Origin of the sequence: Lederbergia panacisoli (assembly GCF_024626525.1) — a bacterium.
Taxonomy (GTDB): Bacteria; Bacillota; Bacilli; order Bacillales; family Bacillaceae_C; genus Lederbergia; species Lederbergia panacisoli.
On record NZ_JANJGU010000001.1, the window covers coordinates 185,643 to 208,002 of the forward strand.

Sequence of the window (22,360 nt, forward strand, 5' to 3'; positions counted from 1 at the left end):
CCCTTTTAAAAGTTTTTCGAATATTGATTATGTCTTTCGATATTTTCCTTAATGGCTGACATACGATCATGACCAAATTCTTCTAATAATGCTACTGCAAGCTCCCAAGCAACAACTGACTCAGCAACAACACTAGCCGCCGGAACTGCACAACTATCAGAGCGCTCAATACTCGCTTTAAATGGCTCTTTCGTATCAATATCTACACTTTCTAACGGTTTATACAAAGTCGGAATCGGCTTCATCACACCTCTTATGACAATCGGCATTCCCGTCGTCATACCACCTTCAAATCCACCGGCATTATTCGTTCTTCTCGTATATCCGTTTTCTTCATCCCATTGAATCTCGTCATGCACTTGGCTTCCGGGACGATGTGCTGCTTCAAAACCGATACCAATTTCAACGCCTTTAAAAGCGTTGATGCTCATGACTGAGGCGGCAAGTTTTGCTTCTAGCTTACGATCATATTGTACATAGCTTCCAACTCCAATTGGCATTCCTTCTACGATGACTTCAACAATTCCTCCGATTGAATCCCCGTTTTTCTTTGCATCATCAATCGCTCTCATCATTTTTTCGCCCGCTTCTGGATCAAGGCAGCGAACGGGTGATTCTTCCGTAATTTTTTGCAATTCCTCGATTGAGCTATATTGAATATTTTCAGCTTTTACGCCGCCAATCTCCGAGACAAACCCGCCTACTTTTACTCCAAGGTCAGCAAGAATTGTCTTTGCTACCGCACCAGCTGCAACTCGGACAGTTGTTTCTCTTGCTGATGATCGTTCAAGAACATTTCGCATGTCACGGTGACCGTATTTAATCGCCCCGTTTAAATCAGCATGACCTGGTCGTGGCCTCGTAATTTTTCTTTTTACTTCCTCTTGTTCTTCTACACTTATTGGGGCAGCCCCCATTATTTTTTGCCAATGCTTAAAGTCATTATTTTGTACGACTAACGCGATGGGAGCACCGATCGTTTCTCCGTGGCGAACCCCGCTCGTTATTTGTGCTTGGTCTTTCTCAATTTGCATTCTGCGGCCTCTACCATAGCCTTTCTGTCTTCTTTCCAGCTCATAATTGATCATTTCCGCAGTCAATTTTAGTCCTGCCGGTACACCCTCCAAAATAGTCGTTAATTGTGGACCATGTGACTCTCCAGCTGTTAAGTATCTCATTTTTCTTCCTCCTATTTTTTGATAAAAATACAAAACGCCCCTGCAAAATGCAGGGACGTTAATAATCGCGGTACCACCCTAATTGCGGAAAAATTTCCGCCTCTCGTGTTTGATAACGGTCAAAACCGTCTTTTTTTACTAATTTGGCCACCCAAATATTCAAAAAAGAAGCTCGAGGGAGTAATTCATCCTCATGATCGTACTGATTCGCACCAACCATCAGTTCTCTGAAACTACAGATTCATGAACACTACTGTGCCCTGTCTTAGCTTTTCGTTTCTTATTATATAAATTCAATTTTTAGCACATGAATGGATTCTTGTAAAGTAATATTTCATTATTTTCTAAAAAAAAAACACCTAGTCAGTTAAGGATGTGTAATATATCATTATTATGCAGATAGTACGTTTAATTGTGTCAGTAAAATGAAAAGTTTTGCAAAATAAATAAAAAGTACAAAAACTTTCAGTGAGCCTATTGACAATTATAATATAAGCGTCTATCGTATTGAGTTATCAACTAAAATATTTTCATACACGCTTTACAGCGTTGAAGTCCTAAAGTGACAATTCACTATATGGACAGTAAAAATATAAGGAGGGCTTATCGTTGTCAGAACTAGAAATGTTACGTTCAAAAATCGAAAAAACAACCTTGCAGCTTTTAGAATTATTAAATGAGCGCGGCAAGATTGCACAAGAAATCGGGAAATTAAAAGAAATGCAGGGCGTCAAGCGCTATGATCCTGTACAGGAGCGTAAATTGTTTGATCTCATTGCTGAGCATAACGAAGGCCCATTTGAAACTTCAACAGTTCAGCATATTTTCAAACAAATTTTTAAAGCAAGTCTTGAGCTTCAAGAAGACGATAATCGAAAAGCATTGCTTGTTTCTAGAAAGAAAAAGCCTGAAAATACAGTTGTATCAGTGTTAGGCGAAGAGATTGGCAATGGAACACAGCATTTTATTATGGGACCTTGTGCGGTTGAAAGCTATGACCAAGTTAAACTTGTTGCACAAGCAATGAAACAGCAAGGCTTGAAACTTATGCGAGGTGGCGCATTTAAGCCAAGGACTTCTCCTTACGATTTCCAAGGGCTTGGCGTGGAAGGTTTAAAAATCTTAAGACAGGTTGCCGATGAAGAAGGAATGGCTGTCATTAGTGAAATTTTAAATCCAAATGATATGGAAACAGCGCTAGATTACGTAGACGTCATTCAAATTGGCGCCCGCAACATGCAGAACTTTGAACTTTTAAAGGTTGCAGGTTCTGTTAGAAAACCTGTTTTACTAAAACGTGGTTTGTCCGCAACTATTGAAGAATTTATTTATGCGGCTGAATACATTCTTGCACAAGGAAACGAAGAAATCATCCTTTGTGAGCGCGGAATTAGAACGTATGAAAGGGCTACAAGAAATACGCTTGATATCTCTGCAGTTCCAATTTTGAAGAAAGAAACTCACTTACCAGTTGTAGTTGATGTTACTCATTCAACTGGACGTAAAGACTTGCTTCTCCCAACTGCAAAAGCAGCATTGGCGATTGGTGCAGATGCGGTTATGGCTGAAGTCCATCCAGATCCAGCTGTTGCTCTTTCTGATTCAGCTCAACAAATGGATATTCCGGAATTCAATCAATTCATGGAAGAAGCTAAAGCATTCGCAAATCTAGTACAGAAAACTCCAGTTAACTAAGAACAAAAGCGCTGGAGCTAGACGGAATTTAAAAGCAGTTCATTTCCCGTATTAACGGAAAATGAACTGCTTTTTTAATCCAATTCTATACTTGAATTCAAATTTGCCGTCTTTTTTCTTTTCGACCATTCTGAAATAATCATAATCGATGATAGTATAAAAACTGCTCCGATCATCTGCTCTATCAATAACTTTTCATGATAAATTGTAATACCGATAATTACTGCGGACATAGGCTCAACGGTTGCTAGAATGGAGGCTGTGCTGCCATCAATCCCCTTTAGTCCATATGTGTAAAGTAAATACGCAATCACTGTTGGCAATAGTCCAAGTCCTGCCATATAACCCCAAGCTTCTAGAGGCAATGCCGTTGCTTTTTTCCAAAAAGGAAAGAGTGGCAATAATGTGAATGATGATACGAAAAAAGTATAAAATGTAATCGTGAATGAGTCATAAACTTTTAAAGCTATTTTTCCAAAAATAGTATAAAGTGCATAGCCCAATCCTGAACAAAGCCCGATCATAAAACCTAATGCACTCCAGTTCCCACCTGTTTCTTTTCCTGCGAGTGCTATAATCGTACACCCAGCAACCGTTGTTAAATATGCGATCACTTTCTTTTTTGTTAATATTTCTTTTAAAAAAATAGTGGAAAAAATCGCTACAAATGCTGGTGCTGTATAAAGAAGCATGACAGCAAGCGATATGGACATTATATTCATTGCCTTAAAATACGCCCAGTTAAAAAAGACAATGCTGCATAATCCTGTTCCTATAAATAACCATATATGTCTCATGCGGATAGTAAGTTGTTTTCTTTTTCTAATAAAAGCAATTGGTAATATCCAAACAAGTGCAGACACTACCCGAATTGTGACAATTTCCATTTCAGAAAAACCATAGAAAGATAATTTTTTTACAAAAACGGAAATGGCGCCCCATAATAAAGCTGCTAACACAATCATTATTTGAGCCATGTAAATCACCTTATTTTAAAAGAGATGGCACTATGCCATCTCTCATGATAATTGATAAACTTTGGAAAATTTTTCTTCTAAGTAGTTTGCTAAATATTTAGCGCTTAAGCCTTCCCCAGTAGCGAGTTTAATGATTTCAAGTGGTTCCTTTGTTTTACCATACTGATGTACATGTTCTGTAAGCCAGTTTTTAATCGGCAGCAGGTCCCCATTCCGCAACAGCTCTTCGTAATTCGGCAAATCCTTCAGCATCGCATTTTTTAGCTGGGCTGCATACATATAGCCTAATGCGTACGAAGGGAAATATCCGAAGCTTCCTCCTGACCAATGGACATCTTGCAATACACCTTCCGCATCATTTGAAGGTCTGATCCCTAAATATTCTTCGTATTTATCGTTCCAAACATCAGGAAGATCTCCAACTTGAATTTCACCATTGAATAATCCTTTTTCAATTTCATAACGAATAATGATATGAAGAGCATAAGTTAAGTCATCGGATTCTATTCGAATAAATGATGGCTTGGCTTCATTAATTGCACGATAAAAGTCGTCAAGCGAAACTTGATCAAATTGTCCATCCGCATATTCTTTTAATAACTCATAATTACATTCCCAAAAGGCGCGATCTCGAGCTAAAATATTTTCGTAAAATAATGACTGTGATTCATGAATCCCCATTGATGTCCCTTTACAAAGCGGAGTCCCGATCAGATCTTTGGAAATATTTTGTTCATACAAAGCGTGTCTACCTTCATGAATGGATCCAAATACAGCCATACGAAAATCGTTTTCTTCATAACGAGTCGTGACACGCACATCCCCTGGATTTAAACCGGTTGCAAATGGGTGCACCGTTTCATCCATCCTGCCAGAATCAAAGTCATATCCCATTTGATCCAAAATTTTCAAACTAAATTCCTTTTGCTTATTCTTAGGAAAAGAATGAAAAAGGAAGTCCGTTTTTGGTTTATTTTCAGAGTTAGTGATTTTCTTAACTAGAGGAACAATTACATCCCGCAATTCTCCAAACACGCGGTCAATAATATCCACAGTAACTCCTGGTTCATACATATCTAGTAAAGTATTATATTTATTGCCGCTGTACCCCCAGTATTCAATAAACTTTTTATTAAAAGCAACGAGTTTTTCAAGATACGGTTTAAACATTTCAAAATCAGATTCTGCCCTTGCTTGCTCCCAAACATGTTCAGCTTTTGACTGCAGCACGACATATTCTTTGTATTCATCAGCTGGAATTTTCTTATTTTTTTCGTATTGTTTTTTACATTCTTTTAAAGTTAAACTTCCAATTTCGGTTAGAAATTCTTGCTTATTTGATAAACTGGCTATGTATGCTGCCATTTCCTCCGACGTAGACATTTGAAAATGTTCCGATGCTAGGACTCCAATGACTTGCGAGCGCTGTTCAACACCGTTTTTCGGAGCTCCAGTCCTCAAATCCCAATACATGAGTCCGAGTGCTTCTTCGTATGCCTGCATTTTTTTAACGTATTGCAGGAATTCCTTTTCGATTTCTACTATTTTCTCCGGCATTGATTTTGCCTCCTTTATCGCTTATCCATTTTTATTTTAACATAACGGAAAAAAATAAAAACACAAGTGCTGAAAAAGCGCACTTGCGTTTTTTATGAAAACCCCTTATTACTCCTATTTGTTAATACATATTCGAGTGCCTTATGAAGGCTGTTCTCCGCCTCTTTTAAACGTTCGAAGGCTGCTTCCGATAATTGATCTTCTTTATCCAGTGCTTCATATGAAGTATGAATGGCTTTTGAAATGATCTCCATTTCATTTATGGCCTGAGTCATTAGGAAAACCTCCTTGCAAAAAATGATATACATGAAGTATATTCAGCAAGAGATTATTTTATTCGAATTATACGCGCGGTGGCCTCGGCCCCCAGAATTGATATAAATCAGTCCGAATAAACCCGTTAAACAGTTTTCGTTTTTTCGTTGCTTGCTTTCCATAAAGTTTTTCAAATTCAGGATGGGACGTAAGAATATAAACGGACCAAGTATCTAGATTTTGGAAGACCTTTCCTATTTCTCGATACATATGCTCAACTTCTTTCTTATCACCAATCCTTTCTCCATATGGTGGATTCCCAATAATGACCCCAAAATCTTTCTTAGATGTAAAATCACTCGCCCGCATTTGTTTAAATGTGACTAAATCTCCTAACCCGGCTTCGAAAGCATTGTTGTTTGAAATTTCAACCATTCGGTGATCAATATCTGCACCAGATATTTCAAGTGATTGGTCGTAATTCGCCAAGTCTTCCGCTTCTTCTCTGGCTTTATTCCAAATATCCTCACTCATCCACGGCCAGGTTTCACTTAAAAAATCACGATTAAAACCTGGCGCAATATTTTGGCCAATCAAAGCTGCTTCAATTGGTATCGTTCCTGAACCACAAAAAGGATCGTGAAGGATACGATTGGGATGCCAATTCGTAACTTGAATAAGAGCAGCAGCCAATGTTTCTTTTAACGGCGCTTCCCCTTGATCAATCCGATATCCCCTTTTATGGAGCCCTGCCCCACTCGTATCAATAGTAAGTGTAACTTTATCCTTTAATAAAGATACTTCAATTTTAAATAATGGACCCGTCTCGGCGAGCCAAGTCGCTTGATTATAAGCCTTTTTTAATCTTTCGACTATTGCTTTTTTAACAATTGCTTGGCAATCTGGTACACTGTATAATGTTGACTTTACGGATTTACCTTGAACAGGGAATTCTGCATCAACGGGGAGGAAATTTTCCCAGCGTATCGATTTAGTATTTTCGAATAACTCATCGAAAGTAGATGCAGGAAATTCACCTACTACAATTTTCACCCTATCGGCAGTCCTCAACCACAAATTTGTTCGAGCAATCGCCAATTCATCGCCTTTAAACATTACTTTGCCATTTTCAACCGTACAATCAAGCCCAAGTTTCTTCACTTCATTCGCGGCAATGGCTTCAATTCCCATAGCAGTTGTTGCAATTAAATTATACGTTCCCATTTCCTCACCCTCATAAAATTAGACTAGGATCCCATTCCTTTAAAAACTCAAGCAGCTCCTCTAAATGAAGCGGCGGTGATATATAGTGTCCCTGTATTACATCGCAGCCAAGTTTTTTTAAATATTTTAAGTGCTTGTCATTCAATACTCCTTCGGCAGCTACTTGTATATGTAGGTGCTTCCCTAAGTGAATGATTGCTTCAACAATCGAGGCGTCATCTTCATATTTCCCTAAGTTCTGTATAAAACTTTGATCAATTTTTAATTTATCGATTGGAAAACGATGCAAATAGCTTAATGATGAATAACCCGCTCCAAAACCATCGATTGTTAGTTTGACACCTATTTTTTTTAATTCTACTAATTTAGTCTTTACTAAAGATGCTTGAGGCATGATGACGACTTCAGCCAATTCAAGTTCAATTTTTCTGGCGGGAATATTTGAATTTTCAATTGCGGATGTAACATCTTTTAAAAAATTCTCTTGCTGGAAATGAAGTGGTGAGATATTCACCATAGCCTTAATTCTGGAGAAGCCCGCAAGATTTATGTACTTTATATCCTCGCTAACTTGACTAAGAACCCAATTGGATATTGGAATAATTAATCCAGTCTCCTCGGCAAGAGAGATTAGTTCTTCTGGTGAAACCTCGCCAAATTCTTTGTTTTTCCAATAACACTCGGCTTCTATACCTTCTATTTCCCCACTTTGGCCATTTATTATTGGTTGATAGAGCAGGTATAATTCATTATTTTTCAATGACTTTCTTAATTGGGCTTCCATTTTTATTTGACTTTTATCTGAGTGAATAATTCCTTCATGATAGATTTCATATTGGTTTCTCCCGTTCAGCTTTGACATATACATCGCTTTGTCCGCTTTTTTCAAAAGAATTTCCGAATTACTTCCATCATTAGGAAAAAAACTAATTCCTATACTAGTCGTAATATAAACCTCGTGCCCATCAATATTAAATGGCTTTGTTAAGCTATCAATAATCTTTTTGGCAATATGGACGGATTCCCTTTGATGTTTAATATTTGATAATATAATAACAAATTCATCACCGCCTAACCTAGCGATAATGTCTTTATTTTTTATAAGCTCTTGAAGCCTGCTTGCGACTTCAATTAAGAGCTTGTCTCCTGCTTCATGCCCTAAGGAATCATTTATTTGTTTAAATCGATCCAAATCCAAAAATAATAAAGCTAATTTTTGTTGAAATTGTTGGGAAATATCAAGGAGATCCGAAAATCTTTTCGTAAAGGAATGACGATTGGGAACTCCGGTCAGTGCGTCATAATGAGCAAGCATTCTTAGTTCATCCTCAGCTCTTTTTCGATCTGTAATATCAGAAAATACCCCAATATACCCCTGAATGAATCCATCTGAACTTTTAACTTCACTAATGGTCAGCCACTCTAAAAAAAACTCACCATTTTTTCGTTTATTCCAAATTTCACCGCTCCAGCTGCCTTCTAAAGAAATCGTTTGCCATAACTTGTGGTAAAAATGCTTATCATGTAAGCCCGATTGTAAAATTCGTGGATTTTGCAAATAAACTTCATGACGATTATATCCGGTAACGATTTCAAAAGCTGAATTAATATATATAATTTGGCGTTTTTCATTAACGACCATGACACTTTCGCTTATTTGTTCAAGTATTTTACCTATAATATCTAATTGATTCAGATCATCTGTATGAATAAATTGTTCAACATTTATGAATCCCATTTTCCTATCAACTTCCTGTTACTTATGATAAAGACGTTTTTATGTATAGTTATGGTGATAAATAAAAAGACTTTCCTCTGTCTCTTAGACCACTTGGATTTTTCCAAATACTAGGGTCTAAGTACTTACGGAAAGCCTCAGTTCGTTGGATTTAAACCTATAATAACATTCATATAAGCCATGTTCTGTACCATCGTACTGCAATCGGCTATAGGCAAGCCTCGTACTCAGGCGGTAATCATCTATCTGCAGGATATTAGTTTCCTGCCTCTTTCCTTGTTCAGTTCCTCAGAAAGAGTGCCTCTACCAAAATTTGAGTTTCTCGCTCGTGGGGTTTACCGCGTTCCACCTTTGTTGTTTCCAACAAAGCTACGTCACTGTGGCACTTTAAAGGTAGTCGCGCCATATCATAAAATGACTTAGGCACTTTCCCTGCCGTCAATCCAGATTAACTCTGGAATGCCCTGGCTTATTGTTTCACCAGGCACGATCACTACGTGCATCTCAGCACCGTGCGAGCATGGACTTTCCTCTGCTGAATCAGCAGCGATTACCCGAATGTTATTGTTTTTTCATTATCTTACCGACTTTTTATTTTATATTTTATTCTACTAATATGCAAGCGGTAATTAATGGCAAAAGGTTAATCATCAAGCTTGCTTCCAAATACATGCCTTTCTAAATTAGAGAGACGTTTTAATATATCAAAATTCGTCGTCCCTGCAGGCTGTACAGGTTGTCTACGAGATTGATCTTCCATTTGCTTTTTCAACCGTAAATTTTCCTGCTGAAGTTCATCCATTAATTGATGCATAGTTTCATAATCTTTAATGATTAAGTCTAAAAATTTATCAACTTCTTCTTGTTTATAACCACGTACACCTGTTTTAAATTCTTTTTCTAAAATTTCCTTTGCAGTCAGTTTTAATCTTTCCGCTAACATCCGAAACACCACCTTAAAATTCACACTACATTTATCATCATTCTTTCAAAATAAAATGTTTTTGTCAATTTTGCAAGTGGTTTTTGAAAAGTTTCGAAGAAGTTTCAAAAAATGATATGAAATAACTCATCCTTTTACAAGCTCAATAAAAAAAACGAGGATGTTCTAGCTTATCCTCGTCTAAAAGAACTTTTTAATAAAATCCTGGTCCCATTCCTGGTCCCATTCCTGGCCCGAAGCCTGGTCCTGGAACTCCGCCCATTCCTGGTCCCATTCCCGGTCCAAACCCTGGTGCCATTCCTGGTCCAAAGCCTGGTCCTGGACCCGGCATCATTACGTTTTCAGTAGTTACTTCGTTAACGAATGAATTTGTGTGCGGGAAATAATGTTCGTGAATAATGTTTTCATGATTGACTGTTGTCGTGTGGGAAGGATGAATTTCAGGTACAATAACATTCGATACCGTATGATTGACACAGCATTTAGTCGGATGAACAATAGGTGGGCAGACCTTTGTGTTGCAAGGATTAAACATGCCGAATGCTCCTTTCTTTTTCATATATCACTTTACACTTACAGCCTATGAGAAAGGACTGACACATGTACTAATCATAATACCTATATTTCGTAAAACTCCCCAATTAATATCCGGAAAAATAAATCCATGTTCCGACTATTTTTTTGCGAAATGTGTAAAAATCTTTGAAATACGATGATTTCAGTCGAATACTGCGCTTGCCCGGGAAATGATGACTGAATTATTTCTTAATTTATTTCCTGCCCAAAAGTCTTGTCATTCTTTTATTCGCATTTTTAGTAAAAAGATCATCTTTTAGAGAATGCAATTCCATTGCTGCGCTTGTATATTCAATGGCTTTAACATAATCTTTGTATTGATGCTCCATCAACTTTGCTAATTCAATATATGCGTCCTTTTTAACTGAATCCTCTCCGTGAGTAGTCACTTCCAGCCAAAGTTTCCTAGCATCGTCATATTTCCCAGCCTTTTTTAGATAAAATGCATGCTGATGTTTAGCAGAAAAATCACCTTCACTAGCTGCAATCTCAAATGTGGAAGCTGCAAGATCTCTCTCTCCAATATATTGATACCATTTGGCAATATGCATTTTTTCAGCTGGGGTTTGTCCAGGGTCCATCCCGTGAATTTGATATGTTAAATGAGTATATAGAGTGATCAATGATAAAATATCGATTTCATTATGTTTCAGGACCTTTAATATAGCTTCAGGGTTTTTTCTTTCTACATAATCAAAATAAATCATCGGCGCAAGATAGCCAGGTATATCATCCTTCCGCTTTACGCCTAATATTTCTTCTTCAACTCTAGCAAGTTTTACTGATTCCAAATTACTTTTCCATAGTCTTCTAGAAGCATGATATAAATCAAAGTGACCAAACGCAGGAAGTTTAGGAACGTGCTGACGTACAAGTGTATGCTGAGTCTTCACTTGCGGCCAATCAAACGCTTTTCCGTTATATGTCACAAGCGTTGTATAATCGACATTTTCTAAGAAACTTTTATAAAGAGCCACCTCAAAACCCGGTTCAGGCAAAAAATTCTGCCGTAAAACAAATTCATTGCCTACAAATCGGGCATAACCGAGTAAAAATATTGAGTTCCCTGCTCCTCCATATAAACCTGTCGTCTCGGTATCAAAGAAAAACAAATCGGTCGGCGACATTCCTTTAACGGATAAAGGATGGCGACCTGAAAATTCCTCCCACATAGAAAAAGCAGTTAGAAAATCTTTTAGGCTATATTTTCCATGTTGATAATCGAGTGGATAGCGAATTTCCTTTATATAACAAAATTGATTTTCATGAAAATAAGGAGAGGCGCCAGCCTTTTTCCACTCCCCTAAATATGGCAACTTAGATAATTGTTCTAGCGGAGCGCTGCCTTCCTTATCATGATCGCTAATATTCATATGTGCTTTAAAACGATTCAGTTTATTTTTCAGAGACATTTGTTATCATCTCCTCATTCATATCTTGATGCATTAAGCATAACTTCTAAAAGTTCAACAGTAATATCTTTCGTTCGGATTGTAGAAATATCTGTACCAATACATGAAGGACATCCATCTAAACAAGGGCAGCCGGCAACTAGTTTTTTGGCCTCTTCTATTATATTTGGCATCCTTTCATAAACCTTTTCACTAATTCCAATACCTCCAGGATATTGGTCATAAATAAAGATAGTCGGTCTATTATTATGGGTTGCTTTAACTTGCGGTACAGTATGAATATCTGCTGGATCACACATAGCAAATAACGGAATAATAGCTTTTAAAGCGTGTGCGCAGCCCACTAATCCATATTCAAGGTCTTCCATCCCAATCTCCTTTAATTCCTTATTTAAAGAAATCCAAGCTGCATTTGTATGCAATTCCATTTCTGGAAGATGAATAGGACCAGAGCCTATATTTTCATGTGTTTCGAACTTAATCTTTTTAAAAATAGTTGCCATCGCATTTACTGTAACGTCTCCAAAGGCAATCTCAGCATCTACCGTCTCTTTTCTTTTATCTTCTTCCAACACTTTAAGCTGGACAGCTAAGTTGGCATCTGTGTAATAATCGACTTCCACTTCTGCTACATATGCTTTTTTTTCATCCCAATCAAGAAATTCGACCTGATATTGAATTCCTTGATGTAAATAAATAGCCTCATCATGCAGAAGTGTCATCGCACTGAATGTATCCATTTCCCCAATCACTTTTACTTTCGAACGATCTGTTTGATCTATTATGACGACATTTTCTTGTGATGCTGAACGCAAGCTAATATTATGTGCAGGGAAAGAGTCGTTCATCCAGTGCCATTTACCGCCATTTTTATGCAACACTCTTTCTTCCGTTAAAAATTCCAAAACTTCTTCAATTTCTAGATCACCAAAATACTCTCCTTCTTCAAAAGGCAATTCATAAGCCGCACATTTTAAATGATCTACGAGAATAATGAGATTTTCAGGATTAATACGTGCCGTTTCCGGTGTTTGATGAAAGAAATAATTCGGGTTTTCGATGATATATTGGTCAAGTGGAGCAGAACTTGCGACCATGATCACTAATGATTCTGCTCTTCTTCTCCCTGCCCTTCCTGCTTGTTGCCAAGCACTCGCAATCGTTCCGGGATATCCCGTCATAATACAGACTTGCAGTTGACCAATATCGACCCCAAGTTCAAGCGCATTTGTACTTACAACACCGTATATATCCCCATTCCTTAATCCTCTTTCGATTTCTCTACGCTGAGTTGGCAAATAACCTCCCCGGTATCCTCTAATAGATTTAGGACCAAGCTCATTATTTACTAAACTTTGCAAATAGGTAAGAATAATTTCTACCCTCACACGACTTCTAGCAAATATGATTGTTTGGATTTTATTTTTTAAGAATTCCCTAGCAAGCTTCCTTACTTCCAAAGTAGCACTTCTACGTATATTCAGTTGCTGGTTGACAATCGGTGGATTGTAAAAAATAAAATGCTTCGTCCCGCGTGGCGCCCCATTATTATCAATCAAATGCATTTGCTCGCCTGTGAGCTTTTCTCCAAGTTCTTTCGGGTTAGCAATGGTCGCAGATGTACAAATAAAAACCGGATTAGCTCCATAAAACCGGCAAATCCTTTTTAATCTACGAATGACATTCGCTACATGGCTTCCAAACACCCCTCGATAAATATGGAGCTCATCTAAAATAACAAACTTTAAATTCTCAAATAATGAGACCCACTTTGTATGATGAGGCAAGATAGCTGAATGTAGCATATCTGGGTTTGTAATCACGATATTCCCTGCTTTCCTCACCTTTTGGCGAATATTTGCTGGGGTATCCCCATCATACGTATAACTATTTATCGGCAGTCCCGCAGCATCAATTACTTCATTTATTTCACTTTTTTGATCTTGTGCGAGAGCTTTTGTTGGGAAAATATATAATGCTCGTGCGGAGTGATCTTGTAAAATCGTTTGAAGAACAGGCAAATTATAGCATAGAGTCTTTCCGGATGCAGTCGGTGTGACAGCTGTAATGCTTTTATGAGCCATTGCCATTTGGAATGCCTCTTTTTGATGGGTATATAATTCCTTAATACCTTTATTATGTAGAGATTTCGCTAAATCTGGATGTAATTCAGAGGGGAACGGAGTTGTTTTGGCCGGTTCTTCCTCTAATGTGTGCCAGCTAACAATATTATTTTTAAAAGTAGGATTTGTTTTTAACTCAGTCAAAATATCAAGAAAATTTATCTTCCAGTTCAAACCTATCACCTCTCCCTTTATAATACCGAATAAGCGTTCGTTTTCCTAGTAGTTTAGCAGATTAATAATCGTGGAGAGAACTCTTTGTTTTTCTCCTTCATACAATAAGATAAATTACAAAAAGGAGGTGCTTTACAATGCCGGAAAATCGTCCGCCTAAAAAGGAGGAACATCCTTTATTCGAGCCTTTCACCCAATTAATGAATAATATGAATCGGCTTTTTTCGGAACGTCCTGATAAGAATTTTTTACAAAACATGGATGACTTCTTTTTCCATTCAAAGCCATTTGGTGGTGGATTTGTCGCTGAACTAAAGGAAAATGAAAAAGAATATATTGTCCAAGCACAGCTCCCAGGGATAAAAAAGGACCAAATTAATATTGAAATACTTCCGCAATATATTACCATAATGGTCAATCACCGAGAAACTGTAACAAAGGAAGATAAAACTAATACAGTTTTTCAGCAAAAAGAGTCCTGGAGCCAATCTTCACGAACGATCCCATTTTCAAAACCAATTGATCAAAGTAAAGTATTAGCAAACCATGAGGACGGAGTACTAACTGTCACGATCCCTAAGAAAAAAGGAAAGAAAGTAAATATTGACTAAAATAGTAAAAAGGAATCGCTATTTTTAACGATTCCTTTATTTCATATACCTACACTTTGAAAATACCACCGAGACCTTTTGCCATATTAGATACTTGATTTATTGCGTTCACTACTTGGCCAGCGGTGTTTACCATTTTATTTAAATCTAACGAACCCGTTTGCGTTTTAAACGAATTTAATACTGAATTCCCGTTTGGAACTTTTGGTAATTGAGGTGGTTTAGGATATGCATTTGGAAAACTTTGTTGATTATTATATTTTTCATAAAAATACCCATCCTCTGGCTGCAAAGGGTTTTGAAATAAATGATTCGCTTGTTTTTCGCTACCTTGGTGGAATACCCCTTGATCCATGTAAGTATATGGATACTGCATCCCGTTCATATAAGGCATTTGTGGCATCCCCTGCATATTCGGATATTGGGGAGGGTACATTCCATATGGATAGGGAATTTGAGAATTGGGATGTTGAAATGGCGGTCTCATTGGCATTCCTGGTTGCATATGAACATTTCGATATCGATGCAGCATAAAGCAAGCCCCCTGAATTATTTAAGGTACTATACACTATGCCCAGCCAAAGTAAAATGTGTCATTTTGATGTTTCCAGACTTTCTATCATTCGTCTTAAAATAAAATCATTTGATTGTATATGACTATTAAACTTTTTTAAACTTGAATCCGGAAAAAAAGCTCTTACCGACACCATTTGTAAATTTTCCGCTGTGTTTTTCAATTGAATCGGGTGCAAGTTTTTTGGTTTATTATTGCTTACCCATTCCATTGCAGCAGATTCCCATTGTACGCAACTATCTCTCACCTTATCTGCAAATGGTTTCACTTCCTTATAAAAATCGCCCTTTTCTCCCGTTTCCCTACAATGTAGAAAACTTTTATGTGCATCCTCATTGAATTGGAGAAGTTTTTCTGTTAGAATTCGTAAATCATTCGTTTTCACTATTTAAAACACACCCCTACATACGAAAAAGCAGCATGAGAGCTGCTTTCTAAAATTTCCTTAATTCTACTGTCTTTTCATTATATTTTCAAGCTCCGAAACGATCTTTAAATGGCTTCACTTAAAGTAGTTATGTTATTTGATCTTTTTTCTTCAAAGGAAATTTCTAATTTCCTAATTGTATGTTCCAGTTGTTGCTCACGCAAATTCATTGTCCGAACGATGGAACGTTTATTTTGTATAGATTTTTGTTCAACCATTTTTTCTAGATGATCTATTTGAGAGCTAATGGACTCAAGCCTTTCAATCATTTCTTCTTTAGTCATTTTGTCAGCCTCCATTCACTTCCCTTTTCTATTGTTTTCGCTATTCATTTTTAACTTCCTTCACGACTGACAAAACTAGAAGAGATTCGCTAAACAAAGTGGGGATACCGGAATTTTCTTCATTCAGTTCGACAAATTTTTAAGTAGATGGTCTATTTGGCCCTGTTAACTTTGGATTTCCTTCTCCAGCTTTTTTAGGATTATATTTCTTATTTTCTTTTCTTTGACCTTTTTTGTTTTCCATATTAATATTCTCCTATTCATGAATTTTTCTTGAAAAGTGAAACTAAGATGCACCCTATTTCGTCAAATAATGTTATAGCGATTGTTATGGTCCGGCACCAGTGTTTCGCTCTTTATAATAATGGCTTTAATCCCATTTATTATTCATAATTACAGCCATTTTTCTCTGCTATGTTATAATTTAGCGAGTGAGGTGTAGGTCAATGGAGTTTCATTACCCCAATGGAAAAAAATACCGGCGCGAGCCTTCTCCCCAAAAAAGTAATAACAAGGAGAAAATAATCTCATACAGCAAAAGAGGCATGACGCTTGAGGAAGATTTAAATGAGACGAATTTGTATTATTTATCTAAAGGAATGGCAGTCATTCATAAAAAACCAACTCCAATACAAATCGTTCAAGTGGACTATCAATCTCGAAGTACAGCGGTTATAAAAGAAGCATATTTTCGGCAAGCTTCCACAACTGATTATAATGGTGTATATAAAGGCAAATATATTGATTTTGAAGCGAAGGAAACACAAAGCAATACTTCATTTCCACTTAGAAATTTTCACGAACATCAGATTAATCATATGAAAAATGTGGTAAGTCATAATGGGATAGCTTTTGTCATTTTGCGTTTCGTTAATGCAGATGAAGTATTTTTATTAGAGAGCAAAGACTTATTCTCATTTTGGGACCGTATGGAAAGTGGAGGAAGAAAATCAATCAAGAGAGAAGAAATTATAAGCTGTGGACATCGCATTGAATATGGTTTACATCCGAGAATCGATTATTTAAAAGTAATTCAGCAATTATTACTTATATGATCATCTCTACCTAGAAAGTGAGGAATACTGCTTATGGCAGAAAATTATAAAACACGTGTAGAACGGAGAAGAAAACAAGCTCCCGACAAAAAACAAAAAACAAAAAAGAAACCAGCAAAAGTGATTAAAACCATATTTTTGACATGTTTTCTTATTGGAGTAGCAGTACTTATAGCTGGAGGAACCACTTTTGCCATTTATGCAAAAGACGCCCCACCGCTGGATAAGGTACTTCTAATAGACCCTATCGCATCTGAAGTTTTAGATAAAAACGGTGATGTATTCGCGGTCCTTGGAACTGAAAAAAGGGATTATGTAGACTATGAAAATATCCCTAAAAAAGTGGAAGACGCTGTTTTGGCAACGGAAGATGTACGCTTTTATAAACACGGTGGGATTGACTTTCGCAGACTTGCCGGAGCTGTTCTTGCAAACGTCACTCGTGGATTTGGGGCTGAAGGTGCCTCAACTATCACTCAGCAAATCGTCAAATTAACATATTTATCAGATGAGAAAAAATTAAAAAGAAAGGCTCAAGAGGCATGGCTTTCCTTTAAACTTGAACAAAACTATTCAAAAGAACAAATTTTTGAAATGTATGTGAATAAAATCTACTACGGAAATGGAATTCATGGAATCGAAACAGCTGCTAAATTTTACTTTAATAAGGAACTTGATGAGTTGGAGCTTCAAGAGAGGGCTTTTTTAGCGGGAGTTCCGCAAAGACCTAATGCTTATGACCCATACAAATATCCTGAAAGTGCCGAAAAAAGAAAAAATCTTGTACTCTCCCTTATGTATCAACACGGCAAAATAAATAAAGATGAAATGGAAAAAGCGAAAAAGATCCCTGTTGAAAAAACATTGATTCCGGAAGAAAAAAATAAGGCCAACCCGTATAAATACGATTCCTTCGTCGATCAAGTCATTAGGGAAGTCGAGGAAATGGGCGAGTATAACGTATATGCAGATGGCTTAAAAATATATACAACCCTCGATCCTGATGCCCAGGAATATACGGAAAAAATGCTTTATACAGATGATGTTGTCCAATTTCCTGATGAGAAAATGCAAGCGGGGATTGTTCTATTGGACACAGAGACAGGTGAAATTCGTGCGATTGGCGGAAACCGATTTAAAGATATAAAGCGTGGCCGTAATTTTGCCACACAGTTAACGGATCGCCAGCCAGGTTCCACAATAAAGCCCATCCTAGATTACGGTCCAGCCATTGAGTATTTAAATTGGTCTACGTATGAACAAATTGTAGATGAACCATATAAATATTCAACTGGAGATGCCATCAATAACTTTGACCAAGGTTATCTTGGAAAAATGTCCATACGTGAAGCATTATATCGCTCTAGAAATATCCCGGCACTTAAAGCTTTACAAGAAGTTGGATTGGATCGCTCAAGAGAATTTGCTGCTAATTTAGGGATGGAATTTAGTGAAAAAGAATTTTTTGAACCAGCCTCAATCGGAGGCATTGAAAATGTTTCTCCTTTAAAATTAGCAGGTGCATATGCCACATTTGGCAATAACGGTATGTACAATAAGCCACATTCCGTAAAGAAAATAATATTGCGTGATGAAGAAACAGAAATTAGCAATAAGATTAAACCTAAACTTGCCATGAAAGACTCTACAGCCTATATGGTGACAGATATGCTAAAGGATGTTGTTTCTTATAAGGAGGGATCTACTGGAAAAGGGGCCATCATTCCTGGACTCCCTGCTGCAGCAAAAACAGGTACAACAAACTATTCTAGTGCTGATTTGCAAGAATATGGTCTTGATAAAAACGATGTACCTGATGCATGGTTCGCGGGCTATACGACCAATTATACAATCGCGGTTTGGACCGGCTATGAAAAACGAAGTATTCCGCTTCGTGGTGGTACGAATGATCAGCAGATCGCAAAAGAGCTTTACAGAAATTTAATGACCCATATTTCAGAGGAAATAGACACGCCCGATTTCTCAATGCCGAAAAGCGTTGTGAAAGCTGCCGTTGAAAAAGGATCCAATCCAGCTAAAAAGCCAAGTAAATATACTCCAAATGGTAATATTATTTATGAACTATTCGTTGCGGGTGCAGAGCCGAAAGAAGTTTCCAACGTGTTTGATAAACTTGATGCTCCTTCTGTAATAGGAGAATATCATGAGACAGAAAATGAAGTTGCTTTCACTTGGGAACATCCGGAAACAAAAAACAAGAAACTCAAATTTGATGTAACCCTTAAATCATCTAACGGTAAAAAGCAGTCACTAGGAATAATGAGTGAACAAAGCTTTACCATCCAAAACCCGGAACCCGGAATCACATATTCTATTGAAGTGACAGCTGTTTCTGATAACCAAAGAAGTACCGCTGGCACAGCAAGTGTGACGGTACCAAAAATTGAAGATGAGATTATTCCACCTGACGATCATCAAGATGATGAAGGCAATGAGGACAAAAAAGACAAAGATAAAGAAAAAGACAAAGATAAAGAAAAAGATAAGGATAAAGACAAAAATAAAGACAAAGATAACAGTGGTAACAACGGCAACAAAGGTAATAACGGTAATAAACCGGGTCAAGGAGATGACGAATCCGACTCAGGCGAAAAAAAGAAACCTGAAAAGCCGGGAGATGAAGAAGAACCACCTCCTGGCGATGAGAATCCCGTTGAACCAACTGAGCCGGCTGATGGTGATGATGGAGACTAATATTGAAAAAAAAAGAACTAGGTGCCTTTACGAGGCACCTAGTTCTTTTTTTATTATTCCTTTACCCTCTTTTTCCCTTCCCTGCATACTTCTAAGAGCGGGCAAATTGTGCATTGGGGGTTTTGAGCTTTACAATGGTATCTTCCAAAAAAAATCATTCGATGATGAGTAACTGACCATTCTTCTTTTGGAATTTTCCTCATAAGTGTTTTTTCGACTTCTAAAACACTGTCTTTCCAGCGGCAAAAAGCTAGTCGTTTACTTACCCTTTCGACATGGGTATCAACGGCAATCGCAGGTACACCAAATGCTACAGACACTACGACGTTGGCCGTCTTCCTCCCGACTCCCGGAAGCTTTATTAATTCATTATAATCCTCTGGTACTTCTCCCTCATATTCATCAATGAGGATTTTACATAGCTTTTGAATGTTTTTCGCTTTGTTTCGAAATAAACCAATTGACCTAATGTCTGATTCAAGTTCATTTAAGGGAACAGCTAGATAGTCTTCTGGTGTTTTGTATTTTTTAAACAAATTTATTGTCACTCTATTTACTAAAGCATCAGTGCATTGAGCCGAAAGTGCAACCGCAATAACAAGTTCAAAAGGGTTCGAATGCACTAATTCACAATGAGCATCCGGAAACATTTTTCCCATTTCATCCAAACAAAATCGTATTTGTTGTTTATTTAGCATTTATCTCACCTACTTGGCTTATTGCTCAAGCCAGTTATAAAAAGGGACAGTGTTCGAGCTTTTACTTTGTTGATTTATTTGTCTTGGCTTTTGCCTGAACTTTAAACTATGAACCTTCGCTTGCTCGACTGTTTTAATTCCATTCTTCTTCCATTCAAATAATATTCTATCTATGTACCTAAAATTCACAGTACCAGACATGACTGCTTCTCGCAATGCTGCTTTTATTATAATAGGGTCTTGTCCATCTTGATCAATCCACATTGCAAGTGATTCACATTCTAGTGGAGAAAGAGGTCTGCCAAATTCCTGCTCAAAAGTAGTATAAATATCTTTTTCTTCTTGAAAAACAGTTTCAAGGGCTAGTTGCTTTTTTTCCACAATTAAGAGGTCTGCTAATTTTATCCAAAGTGAGGATAAAGAATATCTTTCAAACCTTACTTCATCATCGGAAAAATCCTTTTCTATTTTAATCATTTCCAGCTGTACAAGCCTTCTTAAAATTGAAGTACATTCACTGCTCGTAATCGTCATTCTTTCAGCAATTTGTTCTGGAGTTGGGAATTCATTTCCCTTTTCCATAAATGATATAATATGCAATAAAACGACCAATTCTTTCTCATCAAGGCCGATTTCGCGATATTTACTCATTAATAAATATGGAACTTGAATCATACCTGCCTCAATCCAAGAAACCATCAAATCTTTATTCATGCTAACGCACCTCACTTACCTCGATTATATCATGTTCTACGATGTAAATATTAAAAATAAAAGCTGTCCCAAAATTTACCCTGCTGCAATGGGCAATGATATGGGACAGTTTTCATAAATTTATGGATATAAACGATTCAGCAGGCGTGGGAATGGAATGGTCTCCCTCACATGTTCAACACCTGAAATCCATGCTACTGTTCGTTCTAGGCCAAGCCCAAATCCTGAATGAGGGACAGAACCGTATTTCGAGAGATCTAAATACCATTCATAAGCTTCAATTGGCAATTGATGTTCTTCTATCCTTTTCTTCATTAATCCGAAATCGTGAATACGTTCTGAACCGCCAATTATTTCTCCGTACCCTTCTGGCGCAATCATGTCCGCACATAAAACGACATCATCGCGGTCAGGAGCAGGTTGCATATAGAAAGGTTTTATAACAGTAGGATAATGTGTGATAAACACTGGCTTATCATAATGATCAGCAATAGCTGTTTCATGAGGTGCGCCGAAATCATCCCCCCATTTAATATCATTAAAGCCTTTTTCATGTAAGAACGTAATCGCATCATCATACGTAATCCTTGGGAAAGGTGCCTTTATATTTTCCAATTTCGTTAAATCTCTTTCCAATCTTTCCAATTCGAGGGAGCAATTTTGTATAACGGATTGAACTATATAGGTTACGTATTCTTCCTGAACCTTCAAACTATCCTCAAATTCATAAAAGGCCATTTCCGGCTCAATCATCCAAAATTCTATTAAATGTCTGCGTGTTTTTGACTTTTCCGCTCTGAAGGTTGGTCCGAATGAAAATACTTTACCAAGGGCCATTGCTGCAGCTTCCATATACAGCTGTCCGCTTTGGGATAAATATGCATCTTCATCGAAATATTTCGTTTTAAATAGTTCAGTTGTTCCTTCAGGTGCACTTCCAGTAAAAATTGGCGGATCCACTTTAACGAAACCATTTTGATTAAAGAATTCATAAGTGGCACGAATCACTTCGTTTCTAATTTTCATTACCGCGTGCTGTCTACGCGATCTGAGCCATAAATGACGATGATCCATTAAGAATTCAGTGCCATGCTCTTTCGGTGTAATCGGATAATCAACCGCCTCGTTAATCACTTCAATAGTCGAAACTAACAGTTCATAACCGAAAGGTGAACGACTATCTTCTTGAATTGTACCTGTAATAAAGAGTGAAGACTCTTGAGATATTGATTTTGCTTTTTGAAATGTTTCTTCGCTCACATCACTTTTTACAACAACACCTTGAATAAAGCCGGAACCATCCCTTAATTGAAGGAAGGCAATTTTTCCGCTAGATCGTTTATTGGCTAGCCAAGCCCCGATTTTGACTTCTTGACCTACAAATTTATGAACTTCTGATATAGTTGTTTTCACGTTAACATTCCTTTCGA

At 37.3% G+C, this 22,360-nt stretch carries 20 protein-coding genes, 1 other RNA gene and 1 other annotated feature; of the genes, 4 read left to right on the forward strand and 17 right to left on the reverse strand.

The window, feature by feature from the left end:
• Nucleotides 1–5: 5 nt before the first annotated feature.
• Nucleotides 6–1,178, reverse strand: coding sequence for a chorismate synthase (aroC, locus tag NQ185_RS00850; protein ID WP_257579627.1), 1,173 nt, complete (start codon nt 1,176–1,178; stop codon nt 6–8).
• Nucleotides 1,179–1,226: 48 nt separating this feature from the next.
• Nucleotides 1,227–1,454: a binding site (T-box leader), on the reverse strand.
• 348 nt (nt 1,455–1,802) lie between these two features.
• Here aroC and NQ185_RS00855 point away from each other — a divergent pair.
• Nucleotides 1,803–2,873 carry a bifunctional 3-deoxy-7-phosphoheptulonate synthase/chorismate mutase gene (locus NQ185_RS00855; RefSeq protein WP_257580032.1) on the forward strand — a complete coding sequence of 357 codons (1,071 nt, stop codon included), beginning with the start codon at nt 1,803–1,805 and terminating at the stop codon, nt 2,871–2,873.
• Between the two features lie 74 nt (nt 2,874–2,947).
• Here the strand turns inward: NQ185_RS00855 and NQ185_RS00860 are convergent, their stop codons facing one another.
• From NQ185_RS00860 to NQ185_RS00905, 10 genes are all read right to left on the reverse strand, one after another.
• Nucleotides 2,948–3,850, reverse strand: a complete 903-nt coding sequence (locus tag NQ185_RS00860) for a DMT family transporter (RefSeq protein ID WP_257579628.1) — start codon at nt 3,848–3,850, stop codon at nt 2,948–2,950.
• A 42-nt stretch (nt 3,851–3,892) separates the two neighbouring features.
• Nucleotides 3,893–5,407, reverse strand: coding sequence for a carboxypeptidase M32 (locus NQ185_RS00865; RefSeq protein WP_257579629.1), 1,515 nt, complete (start codon nt 5,405–5,407; stop codon nt 3,893–3,895).
• Between the two features lie 92 nt (nt 5,408–5,499).
• Complete coding sequence (locus NQ185_RS00870; RefSeq protein ID WP_257579630.1) at nt 5,500–5,682, reverse strand: hypothetical protein; 183 nt, start codon at nt 5,680–5,682, stop codon at nt 5,500–5,502.
• A gap of 67 nt (nt 5,683–5,749) precedes the next feature.
• A complete protein-coding gene (locus NQ185_RS00875; protein ID WP_257579631.1) occupies nt 5,750–6,886 on the reverse strand; it encodes a THUMP domain-containing class I SAM-dependent RNA methyltransferase in 1,137 nt (378 codons plus the stop codon).
• Nucleotides 6,887–6,896: 10 nt separating this feature from the next.
• Nucleotides 6,897–8,624, reverse strand: coding sequence for a putative bifunctional diguanylate cyclase/phosphodiesterase (locus NQ185_RS00880; protein WP_257579632.1), 1,728 nt, complete (start codon nt 8,622–8,624; stop codon nt 6,897–6,899).
• A gap of 169 nt (nt 8,625–8,793) precedes the next feature.
• An RNA gene (gene rnpB, locus NQ185_RS00885) (RNase P RNA component class B) lies at nt 8,794–9,186 on the reverse strand.
• Nucleotides 9,187–9,267: 81 nt separating this feature from the next.
• A complete protein-coding gene (gpsB, locus tag NQ185_RS00890; protein ID WP_257579633.1) occupies nt 9,268–9,567 on the reverse strand; it encodes a cell division regulator GpsB in 300 nt (99 codons plus the stop codon).
• Between the two features lie 193 nt (nt 9,568–9,760).
• Entirely contained in the window at nt 9,761–10,102 is a 342-nt protein-coding gene (locus tag NQ185_RS00895; RefSeq protein WP_257579634.1) for a CotD family spore coat protein, read from the reverse strand.
• Between the two features lie 235 nt (nt 10,103–10,337).
• Nucleotides 10,338–11,555 carry a ribonuclease H-like domain-containing protein gene (locus NQ185_RS00900; protein ID WP_257579635.1) on the reverse strand — a complete coding sequence of 406 codons (1,218 nt, stop codon included), beginning with the start codon at nt 11,553–11,555 and terminating at the stop codon, nt 10,338–10,340.
• Between the two features lie 14 nt (nt 11,556–11,569).
• A complete protein-coding gene (locus tag NQ185_RS00905) occupies nt 11,570–13,852 on the reverse strand; it encodes a DEAD/DEAH box helicase (protein ID WP_257579636.1) in 2,283 nt (760 codons plus the stop codon).
• A gap of 137 nt (nt 13,853–13,989) precedes the next feature.
• On the opposite strand from NQ185_RS00905, the gene NQ185_RS00910 reads away from it, so the two are divergent.
• Nucleotides 13,990–14,463, forward strand: coding sequence for an Hsp20/alpha crystallin family protein (locus NQ185_RS00910; RefSeq protein WP_257579637.1), 474 nt, complete (start codon nt 13,990–13,992; stop codon nt 14,461–14,463).
• 49 nt (nt 14,464–14,512) lie between these two features.
• Here the strand turns inward: NQ185_RS00910 and NQ185_RS00915 are convergent, their stop codons facing one another.
• The 3 genes from NQ185_RS00915 to NQ185_RS00925 form a co-directional block, all read right to left on the reverse strand.
• Nucleotides 14,513–14,995 (reverse strand): YppG family protein, encoded by a 483-nt coding sequence (locus tag NQ185_RS00915; protein WP_257579638.1) that lies wholly within the window; start codon nt 14,993–14,995, stop codon nt 14,513–14,515.
• A 61-nt stretch (nt 14,996–15,056) separates the two neighbouring features.
• Nucleotides 15,057–15,422 (reverse strand): YppE family protein, encoded by a 366-nt coding sequence (locus NQ185_RS00920; protein ID WP_257579639.1) that lies wholly within the window; start codon nt 15,420–15,422, stop codon nt 15,057–15,059.
• A 107-nt stretch (nt 15,423–15,529) separates the two neighbouring features.
• Nucleotides 15,530–15,748: a hypothetical protein gene (locus NQ185_RS00925; RefSeq protein ID WP_257579640.1), complete on the reverse strand. Its 219-nt coding sequence runs from the start codon at nt 15,746–15,748 to the stop codon at nt 15,530–15,532.
• 446 nt (nt 15,749–16,194) lie between these two features.
• On the opposite strand from NQ185_RS00925, the gene recU reads away from it, so the two are divergent.
• Nucleotides 16,195–16,803: a Holliday junction resolvase RecU gene (gene recU, locus NQ185_RS00930; protein ID WP_257579641.1), complete on the forward strand. Its 609-nt coding sequence runs from the start codon at nt 16,195–16,197 to the stop codon at nt 16,801–16,803.
• A gap of 33 nt (nt 16,804–16,836) precedes the next feature.
• Nucleotides 16,837–19,518, forward strand: coding sequence for a PBP1A family penicillin-binding protein (locus NQ185_RS00935; RefSeq protein WP_257579642.1), 2,682 nt, complete (start codon nt 16,837–16,839; stop codon nt 19,516–19,518).
• A 53-nt stretch (nt 19,519–19,571) separates the two neighbouring features.
• Here the strand turns inward: NQ185_RS00935 and nth are convergent, their stop codons facing one another.
• The 3 genes from nth to asnS form a co-directional block, all read right to left on the reverse strand.
• On the reverse strand, nt 19,572–20,216 hold the full coding sequence (nth, locus tag NQ185_RS00940; protein ID WP_257579643.1) for an endonuclease III: 645 nt from the start codon (nt 20,214–20,216) through the stop codon (nt 19,572–19,574).
• Between the two features lie 18 nt (nt 20,217–20,234).
• Nucleotides 20,235–20,930, reverse strand: coding sequence for a DnaD domain-containing protein (locus NQ185_RS00945; RefSeq protein ID WP_257579644.1), 696 nt, complete (start codon nt 20,928–20,930; stop codon nt 20,235–20,237).
• 120 nt (nt 20,931–21,050) lie between these two features.
• Complete coding sequence (asnS, locus tag NQ185_RS00950) at nt 21,051–22,343, reverse strand: asparagine--tRNA ligase (protein ID WP_257579645.1); 1,293 nt, start codon at nt 22,341–22,343, stop codon at nt 21,051–21,053.
• Nucleotides 22,344–22,360 lie beyond the last annotated feature (17 nt).

Bases quoted from the DNA above. Each gene is read 5' to 3' on its own strand.
- aroC (WP_257579627.1), bottom strand. From the start codon at position 1,178: ATGAGATACTTAACAGCTGGAGAGTCACATGGTCCACAATTAACGACT.
- NQ185_RS00855 (WP_257580032.1), top strand. From the start codon at position 1,803: ATGTTACGTTCAAAAATCGAAAAAACAACCTTGCAGCTTTTAGAATTA.
- NQ185_RS00860 (WP_257579628.1), bottom strand. From the start codon at position 3,850: ATGGCTCAAATAATGATTGTGTTAGCAGCTTTATTATGGGGCGCCATT.
- NQ185_RS00865 (WP_257579629.1), bottom strand. From the start codon at position 5,407: ATGCCGGAGAAAATAGTAGAAATCGAAAAGGAATTCCTGCAATACGTT.
- NQ185_RS00870 (WP_257579630.1), bottom strand. From the start codon at position 5,682: ATGACTCAGGCCATAAATGAAATGGAGATCATTTCAAAAGCCATTCAT.
- NQ185_RS00875 (WP_257579631.1), bottom strand. From the start codon at position 6,886: ATGGGAACGTATAATTTAATTGCAACAACTGCTATGGGAATTGAAGCC.
- NQ185_RS00880 (WP_257579632.1), bottom strand. From the start codon at position 8,624: ATGGGATTCATAAATGTTGAACAATTTATTCATACAGATGATCTGAAT.
- gpsB (WP_257579633.1), bottom strand. From the start codon at position 9,567: ATGTTAGCGGAAAGATTAAAACTGACTGCAAAGGAAATTTTAGAAAAA.
- NQ185_RS00895 (WP_257579634.1), bottom strand. From the start codon at position 10,102: ATGTTTAATCCTTGCAACACAAAGGTCTGCCCACCTATTGTTCATCCG.
- NQ185_RS00900 (WP_257579635.1), bottom strand. From the start codon at position 11,555: ATGTCTCTGAAAAATAAACTGAATCGTTTTAAAGCACATATGAATATT.
- NQ185_RS00910 (WP_257579637.1), top strand. From the start codon at position 13,990: ATGCCGGAAAATCGTCCGCCTAAAAAGGAGGAACATCCTTTATTCGAG.
- NQ185_RS00915 (WP_257579638.1), bottom strand. From the start codon at position 14,995: ATGCTGCATCGATATCGAAATGTTCATATGCAACCAGGAATGCCAATG.
- NQ185_RS00925 (WP_257579640.1), bottom strand. From the start codon at position 15,748: ATGACTAAAGAAGAAATGATTGAAAGGCTTGAGTCCATTAGCTCTCAA.
- recU (WP_257579641.1), top strand. From the start codon at position 16,195: ATGGAGTTTCATTACCCCAATGGAAAAAAATACCGGCGCGAGCCTTCT.
- NQ185_RS00935 (WP_257579642.1), top strand. From the start codon at position 16,837: ATGGCAGAAAATTATAAAACACGTGTAGAACGGAGAAGAAAACAAGCT.
- nth (WP_257579643.1), bottom strand. From the start codon at position 20,216: ATGCTAAATAAACAACAAATACGATTTTGTTTGGATGAAATGGGAAAA.
- NQ185_RS00945 (WP_257579644.1), bottom strand. From the start codon at position 20,930: ATGAATAAAGATTTGATGGTTTCTTGGATTGAGGCAGGTATGATTCAA.